Below are 21227 nucleotides of genomic sequence, written 5' to 3'. Positions count from 1 at the left end.
ACGGGACTGTCGGAGGTGGTGGCTAGGGTTCCGCCGCATGATCCCGGCTCGTTACTGGCTCTGGCTGGCTGGCGTCACGCTCTCCCTGCTCGGCACGCAGGTGCTGGGGTTCGGGATGACCTGGACCGCGGCCGGGCAGGGCGGTGTGCTGGCCGGCCTGGTGCTCACGATGATCAACCTGCCGCGCGCCCTGCTGGTGCTGATCGGCGGGGCCGTCGGCGACCGTTTCGGCGCGTGGCGGACGATGCTGGCCGGCGATGCCGCGATGATCGCCGCCACGGTCCTCCTCGCCGTCCTGGTGTGGCTGGTTGGCGAGCCGGTCTGGCTGCTGCTCGGCATCGCGCTGGTGATCGGCACCGTAGACGCGTTCTACCTGCCGTCGTCCGGGTCGATGCCACGACGGCTGGTGCCGGGCGAGGGTCTGGCGCGGGCGATGTCCGCCCGGCAGCTCGCCGGCCAGACCACCGCCATCGCCGGGCCACCGCTGGGCGGGCTGGTCGTGGCCGGGCTGGGGCTGGCGGCCGCCGCGCTCGCGGACGCGTTCACGTTCGCGGTCATGCTCCTGATCCTGGTCCTGCTGCGACCGCGCGGCGAGGCGGCGCCGCCGAAGCCCGGCCCCGGCGGAGTCTGGCGCCACACGCTCGACGGCCTGCGGCTGGCGGCCCACGACCGGCTGCTGCGGGCCGCGCTGCTCATGGTGGTCGTCGCGGCGGGCTTCCTGCTGCCGGTCATCGGGCTGCTGTTGCCACTGCTCGGCCGCGAGCGCGCGTGGTCGGGCGGATGGACCGGGGCCGTCGCCGGCACGGTCGCGCTCGCCACAGCATGCGTCGCCGCGACCGTGCTCGCCCGTGGCGCGGCGCCCCGGCCGGGCGTGGCGGCCGCCCTCGGCCTGGTCGTCGCGGCGGCCGGCGTGCTCGGCCTGGCGGTGTTCGAGCCACCGGCGTACGCCGCCGCGGCCGCGCTCGCCGCCGGAGCCGGCAACGGCCTCTTCGCCACGCACCTGGCACCGCTGCTGCTCCAGCACACGCCGGAGACCCACCTGGCCCGTGTCCAGTCCGTGGTGCTCCTGGCGCAGAGCCTGCCGCTGCTCGTGACCAACAACCTCCTGGGCGCGGCGGTCGACGCGGTCGGTACGCCGCCGGTGCTCGCCACCTGCGCCGCGATCACCGCGGTCACCGGCGCCGCCGGCCTCGCCTCGCCCACTCTCCGCCGGACCCGCGCCCGCTAAACTGGGGCGTGCCCAGCTCGATCGTCCTCACGGGCGCGACAACCGGCATCGGCCGGGCCACGGCGCTCGCCCTCGCCCACCGCGCGAGCCCGCTGATCCTGCACGGGCTGGAGCCCGCTGACGAGGTCGCCGACCTGCTGCGCGCGGTGCGGGCCGGGATGCCCGCCGGCGCCGAGCTCTTCTACTTCGCGGCCGACTTCGGCGACCTCGACGAGGCCGAGCGGTTGGTCCACGACATCCGCGGGGTGACGGAGCGGGTCGACCTGCTGGTCAACAACGCCGCCCGCCCGGGGCCGCCGACCCATACGCTCACCGGCACCGGCAACGAGATCACCTTCCAGACCAACTACCTCGCCCCGGTGGTGCTCACCACCGGGCTCCTCGATCGCGTCGAAGCCGGGCGGATCGTCAACGTCGCGTCCGCCACTCACCTCTCGGCGAGCCTGCACCTCGACGACCTCACGCTCGCCCGCGGTCGCTACTCGCCGGCCGCCGCGTACGCGCACTCCAAGCTCGCGCTGGTCACATACTCGTGCTGGCTGGCCGCGCACCGGCCGAGCCCGTCCGTCGAGGTCGTCAGCGTGCACCCCGGTGTGATCGCGACCGGGCTGCTGCACGCGATGTTCTCGGTCGGCGGCGACCGGCCCGAGCACGCGGCGGACAACATCGTGTACGTCGCCGGGCGCCACGGTGACAACGGCACCTACTACGACGAGCGGCGCCCCGAGCCGCCCAACCCCGAGGCCGCCGAACCGGCGACCCAGGACCGTCTACACGCGGCCACATTGGACATCCTCGCGGTGTAGCCGGCCCAGCCACCTGACCGTGCCCCCACCATGTCCTATCGGACGCCGGCCTCGTGGGCCAGGATGGCCGACGAGAAGGGCTCGACCCGGGCGCGCATGTCCGCGTAGGCCCCCACGGTCAGCGGGTCGGTGAGAATCCGCAGCGCGCCGCCGATCACCACGCTCACCGCCGCCTCCACCAGCGACCATGTGATGATCGTCCCGCTCGAAGCGGTCTCTACCGGAGCGGACAGAGTGCCGACGAGCCCGATCATCCCCGCCACGATCGACCCGCCGATGACGATGCCGAAGATCGTGGCGGTCCGCGCGAGGGAAGCGCCCAGGTCGCCGTGGAAGAGCTTGAAGCACCGGCTGATGGCGCCCCCGCGCTCCAGCGCCACCACCGGAGCGAGCACCAGGAAGACCGCTGCCACCAGCCGCCGTAGTCGGGACTGATCAGCGGATCAGGCGGATACATCCCAGGCGGCGGTCCCCATGTCCCCGGTGGTACCCACGGCCCCGGGTACTGCGGCTGGGACGGGTCTCCCTCCGGGCCTGGCATGGCCTGGCGTGGATACGGCGGCAGCTCGGACATTTGTGCTCCCGATCCGCGAGGCGGGCTGGTGCGCACACGGTACCGCCCGGCCGCCACAGGGTCGCCGGGGCATAACCAGGCACCAAGCATCCACTCTGGACGGTTAAGTCAGGTTGGACGCAGAAGGCACACATAGATTGACATCTATCTCCACCTCCCGTTAACCTTCCGGAAGAGTTCCGATAACCATATCGAACGTTCCATGGCCCTCAGATGGCCGGACGGTTACGGCAGTGTTGCCACCAAACCGACTGGGCACCCGGGTGTCGCGTGGCCGCCGGACGTCAGACAGACATCCAGGAGGACACCAGGCCATGGCCCAGCTCATCCTGTTCGCAGCCGACATCGTCGCGGTGAGCCTGCTCGTGTTCGGGCTCTACTTCCCGCGACACCGCCGGCGCGACCTCGTGGTCGCGTACCTCGGTGTCAACGTCGGCGTCCTGGCCGTCGCCAGCGCGCTGAGCGTGAGCACCGTCGGCGCCGGCCTGGGGCTCGGCATGGCGCTCTTCGGCGTGCTCTCGATCATCCGGCTCCGCTCGACCGAGCTGGACCAGCACGAGGTGGCGTACTACTTCTCCGCGCTGGCGCTCGGGCTGCTCGGCGCGCTCGACACGCAGCCGCTGTGGCGCAACGCCGTACTCATGGCGCTGATCCTGATCGTGATCTACGCGGGCGACCATCCGCGCCTCTTCCGTGGCTACCGCAACCAGATCGTCGTGCTGGACTCCGCGTTCACCGACCAGATCGCGCTGGTGGCACACCTGGAGCAACTGCTCGGCGGGCGCGTGCACTCCACCACCGTGCAACGGGTCGACCTGGTCGAGGACACCACCGTGGTCAGTGTCCGATACCTGCCAGGCGTGCACGGCGCCACCGCGAGCGCCCCGGCACAGCTTGCGGGACACCGGTGAGCGCCGCCCTGTCCACGCTCAATCCCATCGGGCTGGACGACCTGCTGGAGCGCGCCGCCCTCCAGACCCGCATCGACCGCAAGTACGTGGTCCCGCGCCCCGCCGTGGACCACCTGCTCGCCGAGCTCGACCGGACCACCGAGGTACTGGAGATCGACGGCATTCGCCGCTTCACCTACGAGACGCTGTACTTCGACACGCCCGAGCTGACCAGCTACCGGCTCACCGCGTACCGGCGGCGCCGGCGGTTCAAGGTGCGCACCCGCACGTACGTCGACTCGGCGCAGTGCTGGCTCGAGGTCAAGCTCCCCGGCGCGCGGGGCAGCACTGTCAAGCACCGCGCGCCGTACGAGCACGCGGACCGGGCCACGCTGGCTCCGGGGCGGTGCTTCGTCGAGCAGGTGCTCGACGGCCACCACGCCACCGCCTTCCTGCCCACGCTGGTGAGCAGGTACCGGCGCAGCACGCTCTTCCTCCCCGCCACCGCCAGCCGGGTCACGATCGACACCGACCTCGCCTGGTACGACGAGCACCACGCCCTGCACCTGCCGGACCTGGCCGTCGTGGAGACCAAGACGACCTCGGTCGCGTCCACGGTGGACCGCCGACTGTGGCGGCTCGGCATCCGGCCGACCCGGATCTCGAAGTACGCCACCGCGCTCGCCGCCCTCCGCACCGAACTCCCGGCTCCACCGTGGCGGCGGCTGCTGCGCCGCCACTTCACCCCCACCCACCGGTCGCTGCCCTCGCCGGGAGCCGACCACCTCTGGCCCTGGAAGGAGCTTCCGTGCGTACAGCCGTCCGTTCGGTAGCCGTCGTCGCCATGGCGATCCTCGTCGCCGGCATCACGCTGCCCGCCCGCGCCGGCACGAGCCGAGCCGCGCCCGACGCGCCACCAGCCGCACCAGCCGTGTCGGCGGCCGACGCGGCGGCGCAGGCGGAGGCGCAGGCCGACCTCACCGGTGACATCACCTTCTCGGTGCCGAGCGGCACCTTCCAGGGCCAGGTCTCGGTCGGGCTGAGCACCGCCGTGAGCGGCGCGCAGATCAGGTACACGACCAACGGCCAGCCGCCGACCGCCTCCTCCCCGCTCTACAGCGCGCCGCTGCGGCTGACCGCGACGACCCAGCTGCGGGCCCAGGCGTTCGTGTCGGGCGCGGCCTCGGGCGAGCCGGGCACCGCGCTCTACATCGCCCGCTCGATCAACGCCAACCACGACCTGCCACTGGTCGTCGTCGACGCGTACGGCGCGGGCCGCCCCGGCCGGGAGTACGTGGACGCGGCCACCATGGTCTTCGGCGCGTCCGCGGGCGCCGCCACCTCGCTCTCCGCCACGCCGGCCGTGGCGACCCGTGCCGGCGTGCGGCTGCGCGGCCAGTCCTCGTCCACGTTCGAGAAGACGCCGTACCGGCTGGAATTCTGGGACAACGAGAACGACGACCTGGACTGGCCGGTGCTCGGCATGCCCGCCGACTCCGACTGGGTCATGCGCGGGCCCTTCACCGACAAGGCGCTGATCCGCGACGCCTTCGTCTACGGGCTCGGCCGGGACATGGGCATCCACGCGCCCCGGTTCGCCTTCGTGGAGTTCTACCTCAACACCGACGCCAGCCCGCTCGCGGCCAACGACTACATGGGCGTCTACATGATCGTCGAGACGATCAAGAACTCCAAGGACCGCCTCGATCTCAAGCAGCTCGACGAGGAGGACACGACGCTGCCGAGGATTCAGGGCGGCTACATCTTCAAGTTTGAGTGGATGGCCGCCGAGGAGCCGATCCTGGAGTGCACCGGCGCCGCGTCGAGCTGCTGGAACTACCTGGAGGTCGAGGACCCCTCGCCGCTGAACGCACAGCAGGAGGCGTGGCTCACCCAGCACCTGCAACAGTTTCACAACCTGCTGGACAGTCCCGGCTACGCCGATCCGAACACCGGCTATCCGGCCTGGATCGACGTGCCCTCGTTCATCAACCAGCTCATCATCTACGAGCTGAGCCGCGAGATGGACGCGTACGTGCGCAGCGCCTACTTCCACAAGGACCGCGAAGGCAAGATCGTGGCGGGGCCGCTGTGGGACTACGACCTGAGCTTCGGCGTCGGCGGCTTCTTCAACAACACGCAGACCTCGGGCTGGCAGCACCAGCAGACCCGGCAGCCGATGGCGAACGACTGGTTCCAGACCCTGCTCCGCGACCCGGCCTTCGTCAACCAGGTCCGCAACCGGTGGCGTGAGCTGCGACAAGGGCTGCTCTCCAACGCCTCGCTCAACGCCCGGATCGACGGGCTCGCCACGCCGCTCACCAACGCCGCGCAACGAAACTTCCAGCGCTGGCCCAACCTCACCTCGCCCACGATCGGCTTCTTCAACACGCCGACCGCGCCCACGTGGCAGGGGCAGGTGCAGGTGATGCGGGACTGGCTCGCCCAGCGCGTGTCCTGGCTGGACAGCACGAGCGGCTGGGGCGGCGGTACGACCCCGCCCACGTCCCCGCCGCCGACCACCGCACCGCCGCCCACGACGCCGCCGCCGTCCACCCCGCCACCGGCCGGCCGGTCCTGCACGGCCACGTACTCGGTGACGAGCCAGTGGACCGGTGGCTTCCAGGCCGACGTGCGGGTCACCGCCGGCTCGGCGCCGATCAGCGGCTGGACGGTCACCTGGACGTTCGGCAACGGGCAGAGCGTCAGCCAGTCGTGGAACGCCACGGTCACCGCCAGCGGCACGAGCGTGACAGCCCGGAACGTCTCCTACAACGGGTCGCTCGGCGCCGGCGCCAGTACGGCGTTCGGCTTCCTCGGCTCGTGGAACAGCACCAACCCCGTACCGTCGCTCACCTGCACCGCCACCTGACGACAGCGCGGCGCGGCGCCGAGAGGCGCCGCGCCGCTCCGTGGCTGATCCGTCGCCAACCGCGCGTCACCAGGGGGATGGTGGTGCCGGCGGCACGACCGGCGGGCGGTCGTCGCAGGTGATGGTGTTGGGCAGCATCCACGGCGCGAGCCACGGCCCGGTGACGCCGCCGCCGTCGTTGCCGCCCCGGTCGGTCACGGCGAACTCCGAGCCGGCCGGCGTGAAGTGGAACGAGCCGCAGTTGTTGACGCCGACCGCGCCGACGTTGCGGGCGTCCACGTTTTCGAACGAGGCGCCGCCGGCGACCCGGGCGCTCACGACGGAGGTACCCGTGCCGTCGACCCTGATGTTCTTGAACTTCACGCCGCTGATCGAGTACAGGTCCTTCACGGCCCACTCGCTCACCAGCATGATGGCGTTGTACGTGCTGTCGAGGTAGTGGTCGCCGGTCACCTGGATGTCCGCCTCGATCGACTTGTCGAGCGCGTACAGCCAGATGGCGCCGAGCCCGATCCTCCAGTTCAGCTCGTACGTGCCGGCCCGTACCACCGTGTTGTTGGTGATCGAGAGCTTGCCGGTGAACGGCTCGGCGCCGAAGCGCGAGCCGGCGTGGATGCCGCTGCCCTCGCGGATCGGGTCGGCGATCAGGTTGTTGGAGACGGTGTTGTCCGTGCCGCCGTAGATGGCGATGCCGTTGGCCAGCGTGGGCGTCTGCACGGTGTTGCGGTCGAAGGTGTTGTTGGCGTTGGCGGTCGCCTCCGACCACATGGCGAGCCCGTCGTCGCCGGTGGTGCGGATGAAGTTGTTGCCCACCACCGAGTTGGTGACGCCGGTGTGGAAGTTGAGCGCGTCCGCGATCTGGTCGACGATCACGTTGTTGGTGATGCGCGTGTTGGTCATCGGCCCGTCAAACCACATGCCGACCTTGGTGTGGCGGATGTAGAGGCCGTCGATGGTGGAGTTGCTGAGCGCGCCGCCGATGCCGTTGACCTGGTCGGTGTCGATGCGCTCGCGCACGTCGCCCTCGATCGCGAAGCCGGACAGGTGCACGTTGCTGCTGCCGCCGTCCTTGGCGTACCTGCCGTAGAAGCCCACGCCGGTGTGCACCGAGTTGTCCGGGGCCGGCTCGGGAAGCGCGACCTCCTTGCCCTTGATGATCGTGTACCAGTTGCCGGCCCCCTCGATCGTCACGTTGTCGACGATGATGTGGCGGTTGACCTGGTACGTGCCCGGCGGGATGTAGACCTTGAGCTTGGCCTTCTTGGCGAAGGCGATGGCCCGGTCGAACGCGTCGGACGACTCCCGGCGGCCGGTCGGGTCGGCACCGAAGAGCAGCACGTTGGCCGCGATGAGGCGTACGTGCGGCGGCCCGACGAGCTGCGAGTCGAGCAGGTCGATGACCGTCCAGGCGGCGTTGCTGCGGGCCGGGACGGTGAGGCGCACGCGGTCGCCGGCGCGGTACGTCTTGCCGAGCAGGAGGCGCTGCTCGTCGTAGAAGTGCATGGGGCGGAACGGCTTGGTGATGGTCGGCGTGGGCGTGGTCTGCGCCGGCACGCACGCGCACTCGGTGATCCACCAGTCGGGGTGGAGCAGGTCCGCGTTGGGGTCGTTGGTGAACGGGTACTGGTTGTAGAGCCAGGCGTACTCCGACGTCAGCGTCATGGTCTGTATTCGCCCACCCCGACCCGTACCCTTGCCGTTGACCGTGACGTCGAGCGGCGCTCTGATGCCACCGCCGTTGGGCGCGTCGGGGATGCTGTAGCGCACGTTGATCGCGTTGGCGGCGGCCGGCAGGACGAACTCCACGTACTGCCCGGGGGTCAGCTTCACCGCCTTGCGGCCGGATGCCTCGGCCGGCAGCGTGTACGCCGTGCGGTCCGGACCGATGACCACGCCGTTGGTCACGGCGTTTTCGGCCTCCTGCTCGAGGAAGTCGACGCTGGCGCCGCGCCCCGCGACAAGCGACGGGTCGAGGGCGGCGCGCGTCACCACGGGGGCGGCCTTGGGGCCCGCGGCGGCGGGGACCGCTCCACCGAGAGCCGCGGCCGCAGACAATGTCAACACGAGGGACCCTGCCAAGGCACTGCGCTTACGTCTGTGGGTCATCAGCACGGGCTCGATTCTGCGAGTTCGGGAGTGTGGTGAAGCACCTCAGGGAAACCCTCCGCTTCGCTCCGGATTTCCCTGGGGACCCCGCCATGACGTTAAATCCCGACGCCAAGGGAGACAAGAGCCGATTGGATGACGAAAGAAGTCGTGCAGATGTCGCAAGAACCGTACATCCCTCACTTGGCGGTGGCCGACGGACGGTGACCGCCGATCGGCGGTCAGGTCGTCATCCGGCCCGCACAGGCCGGCGGGGCCGGAGCGCGCATCGCTCCGGCCCCGCCCATGTTGGTGCGGTTCTTACGGGATCGGGTACTCCGCGATGTAGACCGGGGCACCGATCTTCGTGGTGTCGGCCGCCTCGCCGACGCCGTTGACCACGTGGTCGATCGTGCCGGCGCTCAGGTTGACGGTCATGATGTGGTGCAGCTTGACGCCCGGCCGCTCCGGCACCTCGAAGCCGTTCTCGGTGTGGATGGACGGGTTGTTCTGGTTGAAGACGTAGACGCCCGCGCCGTACAGCGTGTGGTTCTTCACCTTGTCGCCGACCTTGTAGCCGGCGTAGCCCTCGACGCTGCCGTTCATCCAGTCGGCCTGCGTCGGTGGGTCGTACGGAAGCTCGTTCTGGTAGAGGACCACCGTGCCGCGCTCGCCGTTCCAGATCGTGTTGTACCGCTGGAAGTGCTCGACGAAGAGGCCGGTCGCGGTCACGTCGTCGCCGTTGATGATGGCGCCGTACCGGCCGGTGTTGGTGTTCCACCGCTCGGTGTCGGTGAAGCCCTCGACGCCGTGGTCACCGCGCCAGACCCAGGTGTGGTCGATGAGCACGTTGTCGCTGTTGACCTCCAGCGCGATGTTGGTCTTGCCGACGTGCGGGCCGCCGATCCGGAAGTACACGTCGTTGAGCGTGGTCGGATTGCTCGGCGAACTGAAGCGTCCCGCCAAGACCGGCGGAACATTCGCGCTCCGCTTCGCTCCGCGCTCATGCCGCCCGAAGCCGTGCTTCTTGCCGACCCGCAGCAGTACCGGCGACTCCTTGAGCCCCGCGTCGATCGTGACGCCGGCGACGATCACGCCGGGCACGTCGGCGACGTCCAGCGGGATCGAGCCGTTCACCGCGGTCAGCGTGGCGTGCCCCAAGCCGAGCACGACCGTGTTGGGGCGCCAGACCTCGATGCTGCGCGCGATGTCGTACACGCCCGGGGTGAGCAGCAGGTGCTTGCCGAGCGCCAGCGCCAGGTTGATCTTCAGGACCGAGTCGCCCGGCTTCGCCACGTAGAAGTCGGAAAGCGGGATCGTGCGGCCCGGCGTCAGCCCGTTCGCCCAGGAGACGCCGCTGGTGTTGCGGTGCGCCGAGGGCACGCGGACCTGGTACCTGCCCTTCGCGTCGACGAAGAGGTACGGCTTCTCCCGGCTCAGCGGCGTGGTCTCCAGCGTGGTGTACGGCGGGTTGGGGAACGCGGAGTCGTCCGGCGCGCCGATCACGCCCGCGAAGACCTGGTTCCACACGGCGTTGGACCAGCCGGCGATCTCGCTGTTGCGGGTCAACCACTGCTGCTGCGAGCCGTTGGTGGTGGCGGGCAGGCGCGAGTCGGCGATGAAGCCGCCGCTGGCGTACTGCGGGCCGGCGGTGCAGTAGTCCATCAGCGACAGGCCGCCGCCGGTGATGTTCATCCGGCGCAGTGAGACCGCCTGGGAGACGGCCCAGAAGTTCGCCGACGCGTAGCAGCCCTCCTGGCCGGTCGCGTTGATGTTGAGCGTCAGGTTGGAGAGCGTGCGCCAGAAGTTGACGAGGGCGAGGCAGTTGCTCGTGCCCCCGCCTTCGAGGCAGCGGTTGTAGACCTCGACCTTCCCGTTGATCACGACATCGGTGGGCGAGGCGCCAAGCCCGGCGACCTCGGTGTAGTAGCCGACCTTGATCTGCAACGGCTGCTCTGCCGTGCCGTACGTGCCCGGCTTGAACAGGAACGTGTACCGGTTGGTGCCCATCTCGGCGTTGACCTGGGCGGCGTGCGTGGCGTCGAGCTTCGCCTGGATCTCGCTGAGCGGTGTGCTCGGATCGAAGACCGTGACGTTCGGCCCGAGGAGCGACGTCGTACTGGTCGGCGGTGGCCCGGCGACGGCGGCGGTGCCGGTCGCCGCGGTGACCGTCGCCAGCACCAGGCCGAGCGCGAGGGCCCGGCCGATCACTCGCGGGATGCCGCGGATGTGCGTCATTGCGGTTCGTCCTCTCCGCTGCGTGGGGGCAGCGTCCGGTGGACAGGAGGCATTTCGCGCGCTGGTGAGAGCGCTCTCCCGCTATGCCCGACTTCGTTCAAGTCGTGGAAGAAGGGGACGGGATGTTTTTACCTCAATGAATCGACTCCGCGCCATGCCCAGACGGGTCTTGATTTCGACACGGGACGCTGGCGGAAAACCGTAAGGCTGCCTCAGACCGTGATGACGACCTTCGCGCGGGCGTGCTCGACCTCGACGTACCGGATCGCCTCCGCGACCTCGGCGAGCGGAAACGTCCGGTCGATGGCCGGGAGGACCATGCCCGACTCGATGAGTTGGCGCAGGTCGGCGAGGACCTCCGCGCTCGGGGCCACATTGTTCAGGGTGCGCAACTGGTGCCGCACGAAGCGCGCGACCAGCCCCGCCTTGATGATCAGACCCATCGGGCCGACGACGTGCGGGCGGCCGTTGCTCGACACGCCGCCGCCGGAGAGCAGGAGCACACCGTTCGGTGCCAGCACGCGGCGGAGGTCGCCGAGCGAGCGGTTGGCGACAAGGTCGAAGATCATGTCGTACCGCTGCGTGTCCCGGCTGAAGTCCTCGCGCGTGTAGTCGATGACGCGGTCCGCGCCGAGCGACCGCACCAGCTCGACATTGCGCGTGCTGCACACGGCGGTCACCTTCGCGCCGAGTGCCTTGGCGATCTGCACCGCGAACGTCCCCACGCCGCCCGAGGCACCATTGATGAGCACTTGCTGCCCCGGCTCGACCCGGCCGACATCGCGCAGCCCCACCAGCGCGGTGCTGCCGGCCAGCGGCACGGCGGCCGCCTGCTCGAAGGTCAGGTTGGCCGGCTTCCGCTCCAGCTGGTCCTCCGGCACGCACACGTACTCGGCGAAGGCACCGTCCATCTCGCGTACGTCGCCGTAGACCTCGTCGCCCGGACTGAACCGGGTCACTCGCCCGCCGACCGCCTCCACGCGACCGGCGACGTCGCTGCCGCGGATCGGCCGCCTGGGTCCGCTGGGGCCGAAGGTGACCCGCAGCGCCAACCGGGCCATGAGGGGGTCACCGCGGAGCACGTGCCAGTCGCGCGCGTTGATCGCCGCCGCGTGCACGCGGACGAGGACCTCGTCGTCGGCGGGCGCCGGCTTCGCCACCTCGCGCAATGTGAGCTGATCGGGAGAGCCGTACCGGTCTTGGACAATCGCCTTCATACATCGATGGTCGCGGGCGCGGGGCGCCGGCTCATCGGTACATGGGCCGCGACCGGGCGGCCCAAGGTCGGGCCCGCCGGCCGTACTTTAGGACGACTGCCAGGGCCGCCCCCGGACGCGGCCCTGGCACCGCTCGTGGCCCTTCCTGTACGCGTCCCCGGGTACGGTCGGCGGATGCCCACGACCTCCCACGCCTCCACCGCCGGCGACGCGGGGACCTGGACGCTCGGCGACCGCACCGTCCACCGGATGGGCTTCGGGTCGATGCGGATCACCGCGAACCCCGACCGCGACCTCGCCATCGCCGTGCTGCGGCGAGCGGTCGACCTCGGCGTCAACCACATCGACACGGCCGCGTTCTACTTCTCGCCGGGCGGCACGCTCAAGGTGGGCAGCGGCCCGACCCGGTGGGCCACCGAGCTGATCCGGGAGGCGCTCTGGCCGTACCCGGATGACCTGGTCATCGCCACCAAGGTCGGGCCCAGCTACGACCCGGTGGCCGGCTCGACCCCGCAGGCGACCTCGCCGGCGGCGCTGCGCGCACAGGTCGAGGAGAATCTGCGCCGGCTCGGCCGGGACCACCTCGACGTGGTCAACCTGCGAATCCTGAAGCGGCCGGGGCACGACTCGGTGGCGGAACGGTTCGGCGCGCTGGCCGACCTGCGGGACGCCGGGCTGATCCGCCACCTCGGCCTGTCGAACGTGCGCGTGGACCACCTCGACGAGGCGGAGCCGATCGCGCCGGTCGTGTGCGTGCAGAACAGCTACGCGCTCGACAACCGCACGGACGACGGGCTGCTGCGGACCTGCGGCGAGCGAGGCGTCGCCTTCGTCCCGTACTTCGCGATCGCCGGCGCCCGGCGCGAGGCGGGCGCCGAGGCCCGCCACGACGAGGCTGTGCGCGCGGTGGCCCGTGCCCACGGCGTGACACCACACCAGGTGCGGCTGGCCTGGACGCTGCACCAGGGGGCACACGTGCTGGCCATCCCGGGCACGGGCGACCCGGACCACCTCGTCGAAAACATCGCCGCCGGTGCTCTGCGCCTCACGCCCGAGGAGCTGGCCAGGCTGGACGCGCCCGTCGTCGAGGAGCCCGCCCAGCCCGCGTAGGCGTCCGCTGGGCGGGCCGATCTCCGCTCCGAGACGCGGCGGTGCCCGGCGGTCTTTGGCCGCCGGGCACCGCGTGAACCCCGTGTGGTCGCCGCGCTACGCGTCTTGGCACACCAGCTCGCGGTCCTTCGCCACCTCGCCGGCCGGCTCCTGCGCCGGCGGCGTGTCCAGCGGATGCGCCAGCTCGTCCTTCGGCATCTTCGCCAGCACGATCGCGAGCACGGCGATGGCCGTCGGCACCAGACCGGCGAGGGCGAACGTGGCGCCCAGCCCGATGCCGCCGCTGACCGGGCCGGCGATCGCCATCGACACCGGCATGAACACCAGCGACACGAAGAAGTCGAGGCTGGAGACCCGGCCGAGCATGTGCGGCGGGACCCGGCGCTGGAGCAGCGTGCCCCAGATCACCATCGGCGCCGAGAAGCACATGCCCACCACGAAGACCGCCGCGGCGATCACCCAGATGTTGGCGACCGTGCCGACCAGGACCAGCGGGAGGCAGCCGGCGCCCCAGAAGAGGTTCATGACCGTGAGGTAGCGCCGGGGCATCTTGAACGACGCCATGCCGAGCGAGCCGATCGCGCCACCGATGCCGAACGCGGCCATGACGATCGCGTGGTCACCAGGGCCGCCACCGGCCCGGTCCTTGATGACGAACGGGATCAGCACCTCGACCGGGCCCATGATCAGCAGGATCAGCGCCGAGGCGGAGAGCAGCGTGGCCAGCAGCCATGGCGTGCGGGCCATGTAGACGAAGCCATCCTTGAGGTCGACCACCACGGCACGGACCGGATGGGCGGTCTCGGCGGACCTGTCGCGGCGCAGCGGCACCGGGCGCACGAGCAGCAGGAGCGCGACGCCGATCGCCTCCAGCACCGCCACCATCACGATCGCCGCGCCGGGCGAGGAGGCCGCGATCAGCGCGCTCGCCAGCGCCGGGCCGGCGGCCTGCATGATGGTCGGCCGCAGCATGCCCTCGACGCCGTTGGCCGCCATGAGGTCTTCGGCCGGCAGGATCGACGGGAGCATCGCGGAGTATGCCGGATAGGTGAACCCGTTGCCGAGGCCGATCAGCCCGGCCACCACCACGAGGTGCCACAGGTGCAGCACGCCGGCGACCGCCAGCGCGGCGACCACGGCGATCGCCACCGTCCGCGCGGCGGCGACCGTGAGCAGGATCCGCCGCTGCGGCACGCGGTCGGCGAGCACGCCGCCGAGCAGCGTCGTCGCCACCATGCCGAGGGCCGCCGCGGCCGACACCAGCGACAGCTCGGTGGGCCCGCCGCCGAGCGCGATCACCTGCCACACCAGCGCGATCAGCCACGCGCCGGCCGCGAAGAGCGACATCGTGACCGAGCCGGCCAGCAGCCGGTACTGCCCCCAGCGGAACGGGCGCAGCGGCCCCCGCATCCATCGTGATCCGGTCTCCACGGTGACGTCGCTCATCGTCCTGCCCCTCGTGTGGCGTGCACCTTCTGGCGACTATGACGGAGCGGTCCGACAAAACTCATCGGTCACCGGGAGGTGGTCGCCGGCGGCCTTTTCAGCGCGAGGAGCTGCCGCTGAGACGGGCGCCGGCGGCGGACGCAATGCCACGCCCGCCGCCGGTCGCCCCGGTCGCCGTTCCCGGGAGGAGGAGCCGGCGGCGGAGGAGGGGGCCCCCGACCGCCGGCATGCCACGGAAAGAGCGACCCCGCCCGCCGTCGAGCCCGCGCCGGTCATACCGGTGAGCGGCATGTCGGGCGAGACGGGCGGTACCAGCGTGCCCACGCCGAAGACGGTGGGCGTTGGGGGGCGCACCACCGCCTCCGGCCGAGCTGCTGGGGCTGAAGTCCGGACGCCGTGGTGGGCACGCTGCCAGGGTTGGTGCCGGCCGTCGTGCCGGCCGGGCGGGCGCCACCGCTCCGACCACGGCCGATAGCCGCCCCGGCCAATGTGCCCCCATTGTGGATTCCTCCCACGTGCCCACCAAGGCGCTTCCGAAGGACGATGGCAACAGACCTGGTACAGGTGGCGCGACCGGGCGATCGGGCCGAGGCAGTACGCGAAAAGGTAACGAGTGACGACGTCCGTACACATTTCCCGTGTGGCACCTGATTCGGGTAACGTCCCGCCGGCGATCTTGCGCGTACCCGGCTCAAGAACGCGGCCCACGCTCCTGATCACGATCGTCGGGTACCGGTGTAACGTGCTGCTTCGGCAGGGTTTCGACGACGGATGGAAGACGCGACGGGACCGGTGCGACAGGGATCGAGGCTTTGGACGACGAGGAACTCGCGAGTGCCCTCGCCGCCGCGGTGCGGGGAGACTCCGCGGCCTTCGCCATCCTGTGGCGAGCGCAACAGCCGGGGCTGCTTCGCTACCTGCGGGTGATCGTAGGCGACGCCGCCGAAGACGTGGCGTCCGAGACGTGGCTCCAGACCGCGCGGGCGCTACGCGACTTCGCAGGCACGCCATCTGGCTTCCGGGTCTGGCTGTTCACGATCGCCCGCAACCGTGCGATCGACGAGCGGCGGCGGGCCCGGCGCCGGCCGGAGGAGCCCCGTGACCTGTCCGAGCGCGAGGTGGTCGCCACACTGCCGGACGTCGCCAACGAGGTGATCCAGCGATCCGAGACCGACTGGGCACTGAGCGTGATCGCTTCGCTGCCGAAGGACCAGGCCGAGGCGGTTACGCTGCGGGTCGTGGCCGGTCTGGACGTCGCGCAGACCGCGCAGGTGCTCGGCAAGCGCCCCGGCGCGGTGCGGATCGCGGCGATGCGCGGCCTGCGCCGGCTCGCCCAGCACGCCGAGGTGCAGGCCCGCCGGCAGGAGTCGAGACCGTCGCTCGACCTGCACTCGCCGCGTACGGAGGGGGTGTAACGCCGTGCGGCTCTGGGACGCCTTCTCCAACGCCATGCGTACGTCACGGAGGCGCCGGATCGGGCCGGAGGATGCCGAGCGATTGCTCGCCACCGGTCACGACCCCGCACGCCCTGAGCTGAGCCGCCTGCTCCGCGCGGCCACCGCCCCGCCCCGACGGCACGAGCTCGACGGGCTGGAGGCGGCCCTCGCCGCGTTCGAGGGGGCCGGCCGGACCACGCCACCGGTAGCGGCACGGCAACGGTGGCGCGCACTCCGACCGCTCGCCGCGGCGGCAGCGACGGCGGCGGTGCTGGTGGGAGGCGTGGCGGTGGCCGCCGAGACCGGTTACCTCCCCGGCGACAATCGGCCGCCGCCGCACGAACAGCTCTCCCCGCGCGAGGTACCGCCGTCGCCGACGCACACGTCGCGCGGACACGCGAGCGGCCCGACTCATTCGACCACGCCGCCCTCCCCCAGCGCCCAGGGCTCCATCCCGATCGACAAGCGAGTGGAGAAGCTCTGCCGCACGTGGGATGACCGGCGCCGCAAGAACAAGCCGATGAAGCCCGAGGAGCTGCACGACCTGTCGCGCGTGGCCGGCGGCGAGGAGCGGATACCGACGTTCTGCGCACCGCTAATCCGGCCGCGAGGCGGCGGTCCGGCCTCGCGGCCACCGTCCTCGACGGCCCGCCCCTCCGCGACCGTCTCGCCCTCCCCCACACTCTCGTCGGGCGAGGGCGATTTCGACCAGGGGGACGAGGACGGCGACTCGCAGGGCAACTCCCGGCAAGAACAAGAACGGCAACGACGACAAAGACAGTGGCCCGGCCAGATAGGCCGGGCCACCGCCCAGGTGGGTCGCTAGCCGCCGGTTATCTGAAACTGTGAGCCGGGCTCGACGACGATGTTTCCGGTCGCCGAGTTGGTGATGGTCACATTGGTCAGCGTCGCACTGCCACGCGCACTGCCCTGCGCCAGGATGCCGGCGCCGTTGTTGGACTTGTCGATCCGCACATTTGTGATCGCCACGCCTGGAATGTTGCCGCCGCCACCCTTGAACTGGATGCCGTCGTACGTGGAATCAATGATGTCGGTGTCGCGGATGACGACGCCGGGGATGTCCCGACCCGGGGCGAATATCGTGATGGCGCCAAACTCCTGCTGCTCGCCCCAGAAGACGCCACCACACCGGTAGAGCCCGTTGTTGGCGAGTAACGTCGTGCCGGAGAACGGCTGCGGGCTGTGGTCGGTCGCCAGCATGATGCCCGGGTAGTTCATCGTGTCGTAGATGAGATTGTTCTCGGCCGTGTTGCCGTAGCCGCCGTAGATGGCGATACCGTTCGCCCGCCACGGCAACTGGATCGTGTTGTTGGTGAAGTGGTTGTCGTGCCCGATGTCCGTCGCCTGGTCACGGACGTACGTGCTCGACCACACCGCCAGCGAGTCGTCACCGGTCGTCCGGAACGACGAGTTGAAGACCCGCGAGTTGCGCGTGCTGTTGGCGAAGTTGATGCCGTCGGCGTACGTGTTGCGGATCCGCATCCCGCTGAACTCGATGCCGTCACCGGGGTTCCAGTACGCGGGCGTGTCCGAGTAGTCGCGGCCGACCCAGGCGCCGACGTTGACGTGCTCGATCCACACGTTGCTGATCTTCGTGTTCTTGCCGAGCCGCCCGTTGATCCCGTGCCCCCGGTTGGCCCGGTTGGTGGTCATACCGAAGATGGCCAGGTCGGAGATCTGCGTGTTGTCGTCGATGTCGAAGCCGACGTTGCCCTCGTGCGGATGGTTGATGTTGCCCTGCACGTTCTGCGGCTCGGTGTTGGTGTAGAGCTTGGTGTGCCACATGCCGGCGCCGCGGATGACGGCGTTGCGGATGCCCTTCTGGTTGTAGTTGCCCCGGGTCGGGTCCGGCGACAGGATCTTCTGCTCCTGGCGCCACTCACCGGCCGGGATCCAGACGCAGCTGATGACGCCGTTCTCGTCGTCCGTCACGGCCCGCTGGATGGCGGCACTGTCGTCGATGCCGTCGTTGGGCACCGCGCCGTACTGCGTGATCGACGTGCAACCGGCGGGCTGGGGCAGCGCCGGCGCCACCTGCTCCAGGTTGATCAGGTCGATGATGTAGTACTGCGCCGTGTCGTTCGCGTCCCGCTGGAGCTTGAACTTCGTACCCGCCGGGTAGCTCTGCGACAGGAGCGCGTGCGACTCGTCGAACAGGCGCCGGGCGTTCGCCTGGGGCGAGTTCGAGAGCCCTTCGGTGTCGTCCGTGGTGCCGTACAACCAACTGTTGCGGGACGACAGCGTCAGCTTCCGGGAGAACGTGCCGTTGATGTAGAGGCTGATGGTGGCCTCGATGCCACCGCCGCCCGGCGCGTCCGGGATGGAGTTGCGCACCACGATCGAGTTCGACGGGCTGGTGGAGGTGAACTCCACGTACTGGCCCGTGCTGTTCAGCCGCACCGACTGCCGCCCGGAGGACTCGGTGGCGAAGTTGGTGTGCCCGAACGTGCGCAGCGGGTCGGCCACCAGCAGCGTGCCCTGGTAGTCGGCGGCCTCCGCCTCGAACTCGGTGTACGGCACCGCGGCGCCCCGACCGACCACGATCGACCGGGCGAGCGAGTTGTTGTTCTCGTTCGTCTCGGTCACCACGTTGGTCGCGTCGGCGGTGGCCGTGATGGTGGCGCCCCCGCTGGTCGCCGTCCAGCTCCCGCTGATCGCCACGTTGACCGTCGCGCCCGCGGCGATCGAGGCGGTGTTGGTGTTGAGCGTCGTACCGCCGACCGTCACGCGAGTCACCGTGGTCGCGCCGGTCGCGGTGGTGCCGCGGTTGTTGACCGCCACCGTGAAGGTGACAGGCGCGCCGACCGCCGGGTTCGGCGGGTTGGCGGTGATGCTGGTGACCTGGAGGTCCGGGCCGGGAGCCTGTGCCACCACCAGCGGCGAAGGCGCGGTGAAGCTGTTGTTGGCGTCGCTCTGCTCGACGACCTGGTTGGCCGGGTCGACCGTCGCGGTGAGGCTGTAGCTGCCCATCGGACGTACACCGGCGTTGAACGTGACGGTTGCCGACGCGCCGGCGGCGAGGCCCGCGACCGGCACCGTACCGGCCACCGCGCCGCCGAGGTTGAAGTTGAGCGTGGTCGCCCCGGCGGCCGCCGAGCCCGAGTTGCGGACCGTGGCCGAGAGGGTGATCGCGGTCGCCTCGTTCGGCGACGCCGGGCTCCAGCTTGCCGCGGTCACCACCAGGTCGGGGTTGGGCGCCGGGGTGCCGATGACCTGCACCTCCGCGACCTGCCCGCCAGGCGCCCCGCTGTTGGCGGTGAAGCGCAGCCGGACGTCCGCGGTGCGGGCGGTGACCGGGATCGTCACCGAGTTCTGGTTGACCGACGGGCTGAAGCTGTACGTCCCGCTGGCCTTCAGCGAGGTGTACGCGCTCGCGCCCTGATCCCGTCCGAGGATCTCGAAGGTCTGGGTACGCGGCCCCCACGACTGGTCCGGGTTGAGCTTGACCGTCACCGAGGAGATGTCGGCGTTGGCGCCGAGCTTGACCGTCAGCGTCGACGGGAAGCCGGCGGACTCCCAGTAGGTGGCGAGGTTGCCGTCGTTGGCGTTGGTCGCGACGTACGTGTGCACGTGCGACGACTCCTCGATCGGCTTGCCGGCGGCGAGGTTGGTGCCGCCCGGCGGATTGTCGCCGACGCGCGTGACGTGGTTGCTGTCGGCCGACACGTTGCCCGCGGCGTCCCGGGCCCGCACGAAGTACTCCACTGTGGCGGTGGCCGGCTGCGTGTCCGTGTACGTGAGCACGTTGCCCGCCACGCTCGCCCGCTCGGCGCCGTTCGCGAAGATCGTGTATCCGGTGACGCCCACGTTGTCGGTCGACGCGGTCCAGGTCAGGCGGATCTGCCCGGTGGCCGGCTGAGTGAAGGCGAGGTTGCCCGGCGCGGTCGGCGCCTGGTTGTCACCGGGACCGGTGCCCGGCCGGGTGACGTGGCTGCTGTCCGCCGACTCGTTGCCGGCCGCGTCCCGGGCCCGCACGAAGTACTCCACCGTCGCCGTGGCCGGCTGGTTCTCGGTGTACGACAGGACGTTGCCGGCCAGCGTTGCGATCGGGGTGTTGTCGCGGTAGACCACGTACGCCGTCACGCCGACGTTGTCGGTCGAGGCGGTCCAGGCGAGCCGGATCTGCCCGGCCGCCGGCTGGGTCAGGGTCAGGTTGCCGGGCGCGGAGGGCGGCTGCGTGTCGCCGGTGGTCGTGCCGTACACCTCGACCTCGCTGATCTGGCCCGCCGGCCAGCCGGTGTTGGCGGTGATGTGCACGCGCACGTACCGGGCGGTCGTCGCCGGGAAGTCGATGGTGACCGTGTTGGCTGACGCGGGGTCGAAGACGCGTCCCGCCGCGGCGGAGAGGGCGCTGAACGCGCTTCCGTTCGTGCTGCCCTGCACCGCCAGCGTCTGTGTACGGGCGCCCCAGCCGGTGGGCAGCTTGAGCACGACCCGGCTCACGCTCGCCGCCGCGCCGAGGTCGACCTGGATCCACTGCGGGAACGCGTTGTTGGCGCTCTCCCAGTAGCTGCCCTGGTTGCCGTCGTTGGCGAGGTTGGCGCCGAAGCCACTCTGCGCGCTGCTCGCCGAGAACACCTTGCCGGTGGCGAGGTTGCCGCTCCCGCCGCTGGCGCCGTAGACCTCGATCTCGGAGAGCTGTGCCGCCGGCCAGCCGCTGTTGGCGGTGACGTGGATCCGCACGTACCGGGTGCTCGCGGCGGTGAAGTTGACGGTGACCGCGTTGCCACTCGCCGGGTCGAACACGCGGCCGGCGGACGCGGAGAGCGTGTTGAAGTTGGTGCCGTTGGTGCTGCCCTGCACGCTCAGCGTCTGCGTGCGGGCCTCCCAGTGGCTCGGCAGGCGGAGCACGACCTGGTCGATGCTGACACTGCTGCCGAGGTCGACCTGGACCCACTGGGGCAGCGCGTTGTTGGGGCTCTCCCAGTAGGAGGCCGAGTTGCCGTCGGTGACGTTGCCCGGGCCATACAGCGCGCTGGACCCGCTGGCCGACGCGGGTCTGCCCGCCGCCAGGTTGGGCCCACCGGCCGCGGACGCGGGGGTGGGGGCGAGCCCGGCGCCGACGAGACCCGCGGCGAGGATGCCGCTGATCAGCCGCCAGCTGAGCTGTTTCCGTCTCATGGTGTCCCCTTGCTGGTGAACAGAGTGGAGCGCCGCTGGTCCGGGACAGCCGTGCGGCATGGCGGTGTTGTTTAACGCGTACTTCTGCCAGCTTCTTGCACGCAAGCATCTACTTCTTGCGAGCCAGGTGTCTAAGGTTTCAGATATGTCACTGGTTCGTCAACAGTTCTCGCCCTTCGAGTC

At 70.5% G+C, this 21227-nt stretch carries 14 protein-coding genes; 8 read left to right on the top strand and 6 right to left on the bottom strand.

The genetic code is table 11. From position 1 onward, the window contains the following. The first annotated feature begins 37 nt into the window (after window positions 1-37). Together ACFFIA_RS00990 and ACFFIA_RS00985 are read left to right on the top strand one after the other, a co-directional pair. Window positions 38-1228, top strand: a complete 1191-nt coding sequence (locus ACFFIA_RS00990; protein ID WP_377243787.1) for an MFS transporter — start codon at window positions 38-40, stop codon at window positions 1226-1228. An 8-nt stretch (window positions 1229-1236) separates the two neighbouring features. After that, a complete protein-coding gene (locus ACFFIA_RS00985) occupies window positions 1237-2034 on the top strand; it encodes an SDR family NAD(P)-dependent oxidoreductase (protein ID WP_377243784.1) in 798 nt (265 codons plus the stop codon). Window positions 2035-2069: 35 nt separating this feature from the next. On the opposite strand, the gene ACFFIA_RS00980 is transcribed toward ACFFIA_RS00985, so the two are convergent. Continuing rightward, complete coding sequence (locus tag ACFFIA_RS00980) at window positions 2070-2447, bottom strand: hypothetical protein (RefSeq protein ID WP_377243781.1); 378 nt, start codon at window positions 2445-2447, stop codon at window positions 2070-2072. A gap of 475 nt (window positions 2448-2922) precedes the next feature. Here ACFFIA_RS00980 and ACFFIA_RS00975 point away from each other — a divergent pair, with 475 nt between their 5' ends. The 3 genes from ACFFIA_RS00975 to ACFFIA_RS00965 are packed head-to-tail and all read left to right on the top strand — an operon-like array spanning window position 2923 to window position 6370. After that, window positions 2923-3519, top strand: coding sequence for a DUF4956 domain-containing protein (locus ACFFIA_RS00975; protein WP_377243778.1), 597 nt, complete (start codon window positions 2923-2925; stop codon window positions 3517-3519). After that, window positions 3516-4331, top strand: a complete 816-nt coding sequence (locus tag ACFFIA_RS00970; RefSeq protein WP_377243775.1) for a polyphosphate polymerase domain-containing protein — start codon at window positions 3516-3518, stop codon at window positions 4329-4331. The genes ACFFIA_RS00975 and ACFFIA_RS00970 overlap by 4 nt, the downstream gene beginning before the upstream one ends. Continuing rightward, the gene (locus ACFFIA_RS00965; protein WP_377243772.1) at window positions 4307-6370 is read left to right on the top strand and encodes a CotH kinase family protein; all 2064 of its coding nucleotides are present in this window, start codon (window positions 4307-4309) and stop codon (window positions 6368-6370) included. The genes ACFFIA_RS00970 and ACFFIA_RS00965 overlap by 25 nt, the downstream gene beginning before the upstream one ends. A 66-nt stretch (window positions 6371-6436) precedes the next feature. On the opposite strand, the gene ACFFIA_RS00960 is transcribed toward ACFFIA_RS00965, so the two are convergent. The 3 genes from ACFFIA_RS00960 to ACFFIA_RS00950 form a co-directional block, all read right to left on the bottom strand. Next, a complete protein-coding gene (locus ACFFIA_RS00960) occupies window positions 6437-8476 on the bottom strand; it encodes a glycosyl hydrolase family 28-related protein (protein WP_377243769.1) in 2040 nt (679 codons plus the stop codon). Between the two features lie 300 nt (window positions 8477-8776). After that, window positions 8777-10693, bottom strand: a complete 1917-nt coding sequence (locus ACFFIA_RS00955) for a pectate lyase-like domain-containing protein (protein ID WP_377243766.1) — start codon at window positions 10691-10693, stop codon at window positions 8777-8779. A 212-nt stretch (window positions 10694-10905) separates the two neighbouring features. Further along, window positions 10906-11910, bottom strand: coding sequence for an NAD(P)-dependent alcohol dehydrogenase (locus tag ACFFIA_RS00950; RefSeq protein WP_377243763.1), 1005 nt, complete (start codon window positions 11908-11910; stop codon window positions 10906-10908). A gap of 174 nt (window positions 11911-12084) precedes the next feature. Here ACFFIA_RS00950 and ACFFIA_RS00945 point away from each other — a divergent pair, with 174 nt between their 5' ends. Continuing rightward, complete coding sequence (locus ACFFIA_RS00945) at window positions 12085-13020, top strand: aldo/keto reductase (protein WP_377243760.1); 936 nt, start codon at window positions 12085-12087, stop codon at window positions 13018-13020. Between the two features lie 96 nt (window positions 13021-13116). Here the strand turns inward: ACFFIA_RS00945 and ACFFIA_RS00940 are convergent, their stop codons facing one another. Continuing rightward, a complete protein-coding gene (locus tag ACFFIA_RS00940; RefSeq protein ID WP_377243852.1) occupies window positions 13117-14430 on the bottom strand; it encodes an MFS transporter in 1314 nt (437 codons plus the stop codon). Between the two features lie 848 nt (window positions 14431-15278). On the opposite strand from ACFFIA_RS00940, the gene ACFFIA_RS00935 reads away from it, so the two are divergent. Beyond that, entirely contained in the window at window positions 15279-15881 is a 603-nt protein-coding gene (locus tag ACFFIA_RS00935; protein ID WP_377243757.1) for an RNA polymerase sigma factor, read from the top strand. A 4-nt stretch (window positions 15882-15885) separates the two neighbouring features. Beyond that, window positions 15886-16728 carry a hypothetical protein gene (locus ACFFIA_RS00930; RefSeq protein ID WP_377243754.1) on the top strand — a complete coding sequence of 281 codons (843 nt, stop codon included), beginning with the start codon at window positions 15886-15888 and terminating at the stop codon, window positions 16726-16728. Here the strand turns inward: ACFFIA_RS00930 and ACFFIA_RS00925 are convergent. Beyond that, on the bottom strand, window positions 16725-21044 hold the full coding sequence (locus ACFFIA_RS00925) for a galactose-binding domain-containing protein (RefSeq protein WP_377243751.1): 4320 nt from the start codon (window positions 21042-21044) through the stop codon (window positions 16725-16727). The two genes, ACFFIA_RS00930 and ACFFIA_RS00925, sit on opposite strands and share 4 nt — an antisense overlap. Between the last annotated feature and the right edge of the window lie 183 nt (window positions 21045-21227).

It is taken from the genome of Phytohabitans kaempferiae (assembly GCF_042433955.1).
Lineage (GTDB): Bacteria > Actinomycetota > Actinomycetes > Mycobacteriales > Micromonosporaceae > Phytohabitans > Phytohabitans kaempferiae.
Note: the sequence above shows the minus strand (reverse complement) of the source record. Positions and strands in the feature narration are given on the sequence as shown.

Bases quoted from the DNA above. Each gene is read 5' to 3' on its own strand.
- ACFFIA_RS00940 (WP_377243852.1), bottom strand. From the start codon at position 14,430: ATGCGGGGGCCGCTGCGCCCGTTCCGCTGGGGGCAGTACCGGCTGCTG.
- ACFFIA_RS00945 (WP_377243760.1), top strand. From the start codon at position 12,085: ATGCCCACGACCTCCCACGCCTCCACCGCCGGCGACGCGGGGACCTGG.
- ACFFIA_RS00990 (WP_377243787.1), top strand. From the start codon at position 38: ATGATCCCGGCTCGTTACTGGCTCTGGCTGGCTGGCGTCACGCTCTCC.
- ACFFIA_RS00950 (WP_377243763.1), bottom strand. From the start codon at position 11,910: ATGAAGGCGATTGTCCAAGACCGGTACGGCTCTCCCGATCAGCTCACA.
- ACFFIA_RS00960 (WP_377243769.1), bottom strand. From the start codon at position 8,476: ATGACCCACAGACGTAAGCGCAGTGCCTTGGCAGGGTCCCTCGTGTTG.
- ACFFIA_RS00925 (WP_377243751.1), bottom strand. From the start codon at position 21,044: ATGAGACGGAAACAGCTCAGCTGGCGGCTGATCAGCGGCATCCTCGCC.
- ACFFIA_RS00975 (WP_377243778.1), top strand. From the start codon at position 2,923: ATGGCCCAGCTCATCCTGTTCGCAGCCGACATCGTCGCGGTGAGCCTG.
- ACFFIA_RS00955 (WP_377243766.1), bottom strand. From the start codon at position 10,693: ATGACGCACATCCGCGGCATCCCGCGAGTGATCGGCCGGGCCCTCGCG.